The organism is Terasakiella sediminum, assembly GCF_033100395.1.
GTDB lineage: Bacteria > Pseudomonadota > Alphaproteobacteria > Rhodospirillales > Terasakiellaceae > Terasakiella.
Genome location: NZ_JAWLVJ010000033.1, coordinates 20,847 through 30,253, shown reverse-complemented (window position 1 = coordinate 30,253; position 9,407 = coordinate 20,847). Strand labels below are relative to the sequence as shown.

Below are 9,407 nucleotides of genomic sequence, written 5' to 3'. Positions count from 1 at the left end.
GATATGACAAAACGATGTTAAGCTTTCTCGGCTTCGTTCAGGTCACATCAATTCGGGTTTGGGTAAAGCACTTTGTCAACAGAACCTAAGCCCCCTTTTTGTCATCCCGGACTTGTTCCCACTAGTGTCCGGGAAAAAATCATTAGGCGTAACTCCAGAGTTCAAGCTGATTTTGGGTCTTTTTTGTTCGATGCCTTAGGCGTTTCTTATAGATTTTAGGCCTTGAGAACAGCGTAAAACGCAATGTCGTTAAAGTGTCTTTCAGGCGCAATGCAGGAGTGTTTCTATTCAATTTATTATGAGTTTGAAGCAAGATATAGGCAATCAAAGCTACATAGATTTGGATCATGACGACATTTTTGCTTTTGCCGATGAAGTGTTTAATCTTTAGGTTTTGCTTGATCCATTTAAAGAGTAACTCAATAGACCAACGATTTTTGTAACACTGGGCAATGTCACAGGGGGGGCGCTTCTAAGTGACTGGATACAATAAGGAAAGGTCTTTTCTTTCCTGCTGGATGAGGAATTTCAATCAACCGTAAAGATTGTCCGGCAAGAGGGTTTCGTGACCTACCACGGGGGTGTTTGTTGCTCAGGGTGATAATCTGATCTCTTAAAATGTGTCCTTTGTCTGGCTCTGAGATCGGCTTATCTTCCACGACTTCATAATGGGCATTGCATTTTAGACGACTGACAAAAGCAGCCCGCTTTTCCATAATTTGATGCCACCATTTATAAGCAACATACCCTTTGTCAAAAACATACGTATGCCCGGCTTCCAAAGGCAACGTTTGAGCCTGTGTTATGTCGTTTACATTCGCTGGGGTAATCTCCACATGTTCTAAACATCCTGTCCCGTGAGCCATCTGAACATGAAGCTTTAGCCCCGGTGGCGCACCACGGGCTTGAGTTTTCTTTGCCCATTCATATCCTCGTCCATTCAAGCAGATTAAACTGGAATCAAGGACGCTGAGAACCTCTTGCATTTCTGATTTTTGATGTTTCGTATGTTGTATTAAACGCTGTGCAATTTCTCCAAAAACTGCGGCTGAGCGTGTGTTGTTCGCATCGCTTAATGTAGAACGTTTAACGCCTCGAATACCTAAATGATAATGCTGGGATTGAGCGTTGTGCAAAAGGGTTTCTAAATCACGAAGGCTACTAACACCACTAAACTGCGCCGTTAAGAGGGCAACCAGATGATCCCACGTTTTAAATGTCTTGCGCCAACGATCTGAATCATGACGTTCAACGGATTTGGAAACAAAGTCGCGCGGTAAAAGTTTTAAAACATCGCCAAAAGTGCTATTGCTGAACATAGAGCTGCCCCCTTGCTAAATTCAAGTCTCAACAACATGATTCTAGCGCTTATAGAGAGCAGCTCTACCTTTTTCTGCTAGCAATCTCATTTTTCCCGGACACTAGTGGGAATAAATCCGGGATGACAATAAATAGTTAGTTTCCCAAAATCATCATCGCGCACCCGTTGCGCCATGACATTTTTGAAACCTTGACAAACTTGCGGAACAATATATCTGTATATACAGACTAAAAACAGGAAACCCCAACGATGGACCTGAATCCAGCAGATTGTGTCAGCTATCGCCTTCGCCGTGCCGCCCGTGTGGCTGCAAAGTATTATGACGCAGCGCTCAAGCCCCTGAACCTGCGCAACACGCAGTTCACCCTGCTTGCTGCCCTCAGTATTCTGGAAGATACATCTATTGGGAACCTGTCAAAGGAACTCGCCATTGATGGCACCACTCTGACCCGTAACCTCGATGTGCTTTTCCGGCGTGGCCTCATCGAAGACCAACCCGATGACGATGGCCGGGTGAGAAACATTCGCCTGACCCAATTTGGGAAAGACACCTATCAACACGCCCTGCCCCTCTGGCAAGAAGCCCAAACCAGCATCGTTGAACAGCTGGGCGCGTCGGAATGGCAGACCATGATCACCCAGTTAAAGGACATTGAAAACGCAAGCCTTTAAAAATTTTATTACATTATATGTATATACAGATAAAATTTAACCAACCAAGGAGTACACATATGTCAGCCCTCATGATTTCACACATCACCATCAAAGATCAGGAAAAGTTCCAGCGCTATATGCAGGAAACCCAGAAAGTCGCAGGCCTCTACGGTGCTGAACTGGTCTTTCGCGGACCGCTTAACCAAATACTCACCCCTGATGAACAGGACCACAATATCTGTGTCGTGGTCAAATTTCCCTCCATCGAAGCCATTGATGAATGGTACAACAGCGACGCCTATAAAAAGCTGATCCCGCTTCGCGAAGAAGGCGCGCACATGAAAATGGTCAGCTACGCCCCTGCGCCGTAAACATCACTCTCCACTCGTCATTCCCGCAAAAGCGGGAACCTAGAAAATGCTTATAACAGACAAACTGGGTCCCCGCTTTCGCGGGGATGACGATTTAGGGAACGGAGTAAAGAGAAATAAAATTACACAAATAAACCCACTTGCGTAATTAAAGATCACCATATATAACCCCACAGCGAAAAAATACCGACTTTTGCGGTATTCCCCTATAGCCATCGGGGAATTAATTTGGTAAAACGGTATTGTAATGCGTATTTATTTTTCGGACCTGTAATCGCGAAGGGGACAACATGAGCGATGAACGTTTGGCACTTGCTGCCGAATTTCCGACGACTTCTGTAGAAGCGTGGAAAGACTCTTTGGAGAAAGTTCTCAAAGGGGCACCATTTGAAAAGAAGATGGTCGTCAAGACTTATGACGGCATCGATATTCAACCACTTTATACAAAAGCTGATTGGAACGCTGACACCAATCCTTCCGGTTTCCCGGGTTCTGCACCTTTCACCCGTGGCAACACGGCGGCGGGTCGCAGCATTGACGGTTGGGACATCCGTCAGGTGCACGCCAATGCAGATAAGTCTGCCGCCAACGATCAAATCATGGACGATCTGGAACGTGGTGTAACTTCCCTGATCCTGCAATTTGACGAAGCCGCACGTGCGGGCAAATCCGGTGCAGACGCTGCTGACCTTGCCGGTCGCGGCGGGATGATGATCTATTCCAAGGAAGACCTCGCCGATGTGCTTGAAGGTGTTCTTCTCGACCTCGCAGGCGTTTCCCTTGAAGCAGGCGCACAATCAGTTGCTGCAGCGAAAATGCTGAAAGACCTGTGGGCGGACAAAAACATTGCTGCTGAACAAGCCATGGGCGCGTTTAACGCTGACCCGCTGGGTGTTCTGGCTGCAACAGGTTCTCTGCCACAATCTGTTGAAGCTGCCCTTTCCGATATGGCAGGCCTTGCAAAAGAAACAGCAGAAACTTACCCACATGTCACAGCTGTTAAAGTTGATACCAGCGCTTATTATGGTGCAGGGGCAACGGAAACACAGGACCTGGCCATCGCATTGGCAACGGGTGTTGCTTATCTGCGCGCCATGACGGATGCGGGCATGAGCGTTGATGCAGCAGCCAAGCAAATCGTCTTTAGCTTCGCCAACAGTGCCGACATCTTTACAGGGATCGCCAAGCTGCGTGCTGCACGTTTCCTCTGGGCACAAGTCGTCAAGGCTTCCGGTGGGTCGGAAGATGCACAAGCCATGAACCTGCATGCCGCAACAGCAGCACGTGCACTTTCAAAACGTGACCCATGGGTCAACATGCTGCGTGTAACAGCCACCTGTTTTGCAGGGGCCATCGGTGGTGCTGATGCCATTACGGTTCTGCCCTTTGACCACCACTGTGGTGTCGCCGATGATTTCGCACGACGCATTGCACGTAACACACAGATCGTTCTACAGGAAGAAAGCTCGCTAAACAAAGTGATCGACCCGGCGGGTGGGTCCTGGTTCATTGAAAACCTGACTGAAGAATATAGCGCCAAAGCCTGGTCCCTGTTCCAGGAGATCGAAGGCAAAGGCGGCATGGCTGCGGTTATTGCAGACGGGTCCATTCAGGCACAAATCGCTGAAACGTGGGAAGCGCGTTTGAAGAATATCGCCAAACGTAAAGACCCTGTGACAGGCGTTTCGGAATTCCCGAACATTCTGGAAGAAAAAGTCGAACGCGCTGAACCTGACTATCAGGCCCTGATCGGTAAAATCAGCGCTTCTTCTGAAGGAATTGCAACCCTGGCCGTAACTGGTGAAGGTGCCACAGCAGAAGCCCTTCCTGCACACCGCCTTGCTGAAGGTTTTGAGAAACTGCGGGATGCGGCTGACGCCTTTGCAGAAAAGAATGGCGCTCTGCCGACCATCTTCTCTGCCAACATGGGCGCGATTGCCAAACACACAGCGCGTGCATCCTTTGCCAAAAACTTCTTTGAAGCAGGCGGCGTTCAGGCGACACAGAACAACGGCTTTGCAACGGCTGATGAAGCGGTTGCCGCCTTTAAAGAATCGGGCGCTAGTGTTGCCGTTCTTTGTGGCGCTGATGGTCAGTATGAAGAAATGGCGGCTGATTTTGCAGGCGCGCTGAAAGCGGCAGGTGCCAAGAAAGTTTATCTGGCTGGCCGTGGTGAATTTGATGGTGTTGACCAGGCGGTCGGCATGGGCAGCGATGTGTTAGGCACATTGCAGGACCTCCATACAGTATTGGGAGTGTAAGAATATGAGCAATATTCCAAATTTCGCAAATGTTGCGCTGGACACTTCCGGCCTCAATGAAAAAGACGTTGCTGACTGGAAAGGTCGCATCGAAGGTCAATCTGGCAAATCTCTGGATGACCTGAACTGGACCACACCGGAAGGCATCGACGTCAAGCCGCTTTATACGGCTGAAGACCTTAAAGGTTTGGATAATCTGGACTCTGTTCCCGGTTTTGCCCCGTTCAAACGTGGCCCGTACAATTCCATGTACACCACCCGTCCCTGGACGGTGCGCCAATATGCGGGTTTCTCAACTGCTGAAGAATCCAACGCTTTTTATCGTCGTAACCTTGCTGCGGGCCAAAAAGGTCTGTCTGTTGCGTTTGACCTTGCCACACACCGTGGATACGATTCCGATCACCCGCGCGTAACAGGTGATGTGGGCATGGCAGGTGTTGCCATCGACAGTATCTATGACACACGTACCCTGTTTGATGGTATCCCGCTGGATCAGATGTCTGTGTCCATGACCATGAACGGTGCGGTTCTTCCGGTTCTCGCCCTTTATGTATTGGCGGCGGAAGAACAGGGTGTGAGCCCTGACAAACTGTCCGGGACCATTCAGAACGATATCTTAAAAGAATTCATGGTGCGTAACACCTATATCTATCCGCCTGCCCCATCCATGAAGATCATCTCCGATATCTTTGGCTTCACGTCTCGTGAAATGCCGAAATATAACTCCATCTCCATTTCCGGCTATCACATGCAGGAAGCGGGCGCGACGGCTGATCTGGAACTGGCTTACACACTGGCTGATGGTGTGGAATATATCCGCTCCGGTATCGAAGCGGGTCTGGATGTGGATGCCTTTGCACCGCGCCTAAGCTTCTTCTGGGCAATCGGCACAAACTTCTTTATGGAAGTTGCCAAAATGCGTGCGGGTCGTATGCTTTGGTCCAAACTGGTCAACCAGTTTAACCCGAAAAGCCAGAAGTCTTTGGCGCTGCGTACACACTCCCAGACATCCGGTTGGTCTTTGACGGCGCAAGACGTATTTAACAACGTAACACGTACCTGTATCGAAGCCATGGCATCAAGCCAGGGTCACACACAGTCTTTGCACACAAACGCACTGGACGAAGCTTTGGCGCTGCCAACTGATTTCTCAGCCCGTATTGCACGTAACACCCAAATCTTCCTGCAACAGGAATCTGGCACATGTGACGTGATCGATCCATGGGGCGGGTCTTACTATGTTGAAAAACTAACCCAAGACCTGGCTGAAAAAGCATGGGCGCACATTCAGGAAGTTGAAGAACAAGGCGGCATGGCAAAAGCCATCGAAGCCGGCATCCCGAAAATGCGCATTGAAGAAGCAGCAGCGCGTACACAAGCCCGTATCGATAGCGGTCGCCAGACACTGGTTGGTGTGAACAAGTACCAGCTGGAAAATGAAGAAGCCATCGACGTTCTGAAGGTAGAAAACACCGAAGTACGTAAGTCTCAGATCGAAAAGCTCAACCGTCTACGTGCTGAACGCAATGAAGACGAAACACAGGCCTGTCTTGAAGCCCTGACCGATTGTGCGAAAAACGAGAACGGTAACCTGCTTGATCTCGCGATCAAGGCTGGTCGTGCCAAAGCCACTGTTGGTGAAATTTCTGATGCACTGGAAAAAGTCTATGGCCGTCACCAGGCGACCATCCGCGCCATTTCCGGTGTTTATAAAAACGAGGTTGGTGAAATGAACGAGAAAGTCGAAGATGTAACTGCCCTCGTCAAGAAATTCGAAGACCATGAAGGTCGTCGCCCCCGCATCCTGATTGCGAAAATGGGTCAGGACGGCCACGACCGTGGTCAAAAAGTGATCGCCACAGCCTTTGCTGATCTTGGCTTTGACGTGGATATCGGCCCACTGTTCCAGACACCTGAAGAGACAGCGCGTCAGGCTGTAGAAAACGATGTTGATATCGTTGGGGCTTCATCTTTGGCTGCGGGTCACCTGACTTTGGTGCCACAGCTTCGCAGTGAGTTGGAAAAGCTGGAACGTGATGACATCCTGATCGTTTGTGGTGGTGTTATCCCGCCACAGGATTTCGATGCCCTTTACGAAGGCGGTGCGGAAGCCATCTTCCCACCCGGTACCGTGATTTCTGAAGCTGCCATCGATCTGATGAAAAAGCTGAATGAAGTTGTTGGTATTGAGGACTAACCAAAAACTGACTAAATTGTGAAGAGATCCCGGCCTTCGCCGGGATACGCAAAAGTGTGTGCCCCGGCGAAGGCCGGGGCCTCTTTCCGTTTTTTAAAGAGATATCCATGAACGACATTGTTAATCACTCCGTTAAAAAAGGCCCGGTTCGCAGACGTAAACAACCCTCTGTGGATGAATATGTAAAAGGCGTTTTGGCGGGCGATATAACAATGATCGGGCGCACCATTTCTTTGGTGGAAAGCACGTCCCCTCGTTATCGCAAGATGGCGCAGGAAGTGCTTTTGAAACTGCTGCCCCATTCCGGCAAGGCCCATCGCATCGGGATCACAGGTGTGCCGGGCGTGGGAAAATCCACAACGATTGAGGCGTTGGGCTGTAACCTGTGTGAAGCAGGCCACAAGGTCGCGGTTCTGGCCGTTGACCCGACAAGTTCGGTTTCCGGCGGTTCCATTCTGGGGGATAAAACCCGCATGAATAACCTCGCCATTCAGGAAAATGCCTTTATCCGCCCAAGCCCCAGCTCCTGCACATTGGGTGGCGTCACCAAAATGACCCGTGAAACCATGATCGTCTGCGAAGCCGCAGGCTATGACGTGGTTTTGGTGGAAACCGTAGGCGTAGGCCAATCAGAAACCGTTGTCGCCGATATGGTTGATTTCTTCCTTGTTCTCATGCTGCCGGGTGCCGGGGATGAGTTACAGGGGATCAAAAAAGGCGTGCTGGAACTGGCCGATATGATTGCGGTCAACAAGTCCGATGCGCCAAACGAAAAACGTGCCAAGATGGCGGCACGCGAATATAAAAACGCCCTTCACATCATGAAACCACAAAGCCCGAACTGGAACCCGCCTGTGGTTTGTATTTCAGGGCTAAGCAACATGAACCTGGATGGGATGTGGGAAAAGGTGGAAGACCACCGAAAGAAACTGAGCGAAACGGGCGAGCTGAAAGAAAAGCGCACAGAACAACAGTTCCGCTGGATGTGGGCGATGGTCGAGGACCGCCTGATGGAAGCGCTGAAGTCACATCCCGATGTGATTGGTCAGATGGATACGATCCACGACGCCATCACCAAAGATACTCTAACGGCAACCGTCGGCGCTCAGCGTATCCTGGACGCCTTCGGATTAACAGAGACGCTGTAATTCCTATTCAAACAAGTCCAGGCAATCTTCAGCAAACTTTGACCATATCCTTTCCTTACCAATAAAGCGAAAAGCTTCATTAGCTATTGTCTTTGCTTTCTCTCTATTGTGATAAACCCATTCCAGATGTGCGACCATTTCATCAACATCGCTATCCATCCAATTCTGGCGACTACCATCTTTATCTGAGACTTGTGTTTGCCTTTCAAGTGGTAAACAAACACTACGCCCGTTCGGGATCAAATCTACATGCCCGGTATTGGCTGACAAAATGGTAGGTACGCGACAAAACATTGCTTCCTTGGCAACAAGGTTTGTTGCGCCTTCACACCGGTTTGAAAAAAGGGCCACATCGGCTTCAGCAAAATTTTGACTGATTTGGTCGCGTTCCACAAAGCCCAGATCACAAAATGCATCACGGGAGATCCCATTTGCCGCAACCCAGCCTTCAATGTCCAGTTTCCCGTCAATTATTTTGAGGTCATGATCCAGAACCGAGCTTTCATTCACAGACAAAGATGCTTCAGGCCAATAACTGGCCCAGTTGGTCATCAGGAAACTGTCAGGATATTTCTCGTTAAATATCTTGAAGGCTTTCAGGATCAGGTCCTGACCTTTGCGATATTCAATCTTTCCGCCCGAAAAAATAACAAATTTATCTCCAAAACGATTGGTGCGTTTGTGCGGTTTCAATTCAAAAGGGTCAATCCCCTGCCAGACCATCTCGACATTCTTAACGCCTGCCTCAATCATCATATTTTGATTAAAAAGGGAATGAGTCACAACCATGTCATATTGATTGGCACGAGCAACGACTTCATCAGTCAACGTAGTATCTTCAAATGCAATCAAAGCAATGTTCCGGTCCCCCCACAAACGCTTCCCCTGCGGTGGCTCGAAACATTGATTTCCCAATCCGTGCAAGACCGTCTGTTCTGGCAGGGTAATGATGCCCGTCGGCGCGCTCAGCGCATCCTTGAAAAAATCTGTCGTATGCGCATATTGGCTGGCAACCTTTCTAAAATCCTTCCGGGCTATCAAACTGCTTGGGGCTTCACTGAAAAAGACGGCATTTCCCCTTTTGTGCATTTGTATAAGCAAATGTAGTCCAACAAGCCCCCATCCGTGCTTATCCGACACACCCCAAGTAATCACATATGGGTTCACCCTATTGTCCCCTTTCAAGATTTTTTTTAAAGAATACTCAATCTTAAAGGGGTCCACAAAGATTTCTTTGAAATTCAATCGACGGAGCCAACCTTTTCCAGCTCGACAGGGATAGAAGCCGCATAGCCTGCGCAGCACTCGTTACGGAAAAAGCGCCCAACAACAGGCTCCCGGCGATCAACACTTTCTTAATCATAGCAAAATTCACATATATTACAATTATAGCAGAACAAAACCACCACTAAAGATAGCATTAAAGCAATCGCCGATCTGGCCCTTCCAAAAGAC

General features: G+C 49.1%; 8 protein-coding genes. 5 read left to right on the top strand and 3 right to left on the bottom strand.

What is annotated here, in order from left to right:
- Positions 1-142: 142 nt before the first annotated feature.
- Together RYZ26_RS19970 and RYZ26_RS18300 are read right to left on the bottom strand one after the other, a co-directional pair.
- Positions 143-424 carry a hypothetical protein gene (locus RYZ26_RS19970; protein ID WP_411576884.1) on the bottom strand — a complete coding sequence of 94 codons (282 nt, stop codon included), beginning with the start codon at positions 422-424 and terminating at the stop codon, positions 143-145.
- 31 nt (positions 425-455) lie between these two features.
- Positions 456-1,319 (bottom strand): IS4 family transposase, encoded by an 864-nt coding sequence (locus tag RYZ26_RS18300; protein ID WP_317684699.1) that lies wholly within the window; start codon positions 1,317-1,319, stop codon positions 456-458.
- Between the two features lie 251 nt (positions 1,320-1,570).
- Between RYZ26_RS18300 and RYZ26_RS18295 the strand changes: the two genes are divergently transcribed.
- From RYZ26_RS18295 to meaB, 5 genes are all read left to right on the top strand, one after another.
- Positions 1,571-1,993 carry a MarR family winged helix-turn-helix transcriptional regulator gene (locus tag RYZ26_RS18295; RefSeq protein ID WP_317684698.1) on the top strand — a complete coding sequence of 141 codons (423 nt, stop codon included), beginning with the start codon at positions 1,571-1,573 and terminating at the stop codon, positions 1,991-1,993.
- A 59-nt stretch (positions 1,994-2,052) separates the two neighbouring features.
- The gene (locus RYZ26_RS18290; RefSeq protein WP_317684697.1) at positions 2,053-2,346 is read left to right on the top strand and encodes a DUF1330 domain-containing protein; all 294 of its coding nucleotides are present in this window, start codon (positions 2,053-2,055) and stop codon (positions 2,344-2,346) included.
- Positions 2,347-2,636: 290 nt separating this feature from the next.
- Positions 2,637-4,607, top strand: coding sequence for a methylmalonyl-CoA mutase family protein (locus RYZ26_RS18285; protein WP_317684696.1), 1,971 nt, complete (start codon positions 2,637-2,639; stop codon positions 4,605-4,607).
- Positions 4,608-4,611: 4 nt separating this feature from the next.
- Positions 4,612-6,804 (top strand): methylmalonyl-CoA mutase, encoded by a 2,193-nt coding sequence (gene scpA / locus RYZ26_RS18280; RefSeq protein ID WP_317684695.1) that lies wholly within the window; start codon positions 4,612-4,614, stop codon positions 6,802-6,804.
- A 107-nt stretch (positions 6,805-6,911) separates the two neighbouring features.
- Complete coding sequence (meaB, locus tag RYZ26_RS18275) at positions 6,912-7,952, top strand: methylmalonyl Co-A mutase-associated GTPase MeaB (RefSeq protein ID WP_317684694.1); 1,041 nt, start codon at positions 6,912-6,914, stop codon at positions 7,950-7,952.
- A gap of 3 nt (positions 7,953-7,955) precedes the next feature.
- Here the strand turns inward: meaB and RYZ26_RS18270 are convergent, their stop codons facing one another.
- Positions 7,956-9,197, bottom strand: coding sequence for a glycosyltransferase family 4 protein (locus RYZ26_RS18270; RefSeq protein ID WP_317684693.1), 1,242 nt, complete (start codon positions 9,195-9,197; stop codon positions 7,956-7,958).
- Between the last annotated feature and the right edge of the window lie 210 nt (positions 9,198-9,407).

Excerpts from the sequence above, each read along its gene's own strand:
- RYZ26_RS18290 (WP_317684697.1), top strand. The coding sequence starts at position 2,053 with ATGTCAGCCCTCATGATTTCACACATCACCATCAAAGATCAGGAAAAG.
- meaB (WP_317684694.1), top strand. The coding sequence starts at position 6,912 with ATGAACGACATTGTTAATCACTCCGTTAAAAAAGGCCCGGTTCGCAGA.
- RYZ26_RS18285 (WP_317684696.1), top strand. The coding sequence starts at position 2,637 with ATGAGCGATGAACGTTTGGCACTTGCTGCCGAATTTCCGACGACTTCT.
- scpA (WP_317684695.1), top strand. The coding sequence starts at position 4,612 with ATGAGCAATATTCCAAATTTCGCAAATGTTGCGCTGGACACTTCCGGC.
- RYZ26_RS18300 (WP_317684699.1), bottom strand. The coding sequence starts at position 1,319 with ATGTTCAGCAATAGCACTTTTGGCGATGTTTTAAAACTTTTACCGCGC.
- RYZ26_RS18295 (WP_317684698.1), top strand. The coding sequence starts at position 1,571 with ATGGACCTGAATCCAGCAGATTGTGTCAGCTATCGCCTTCGCCGTGCC.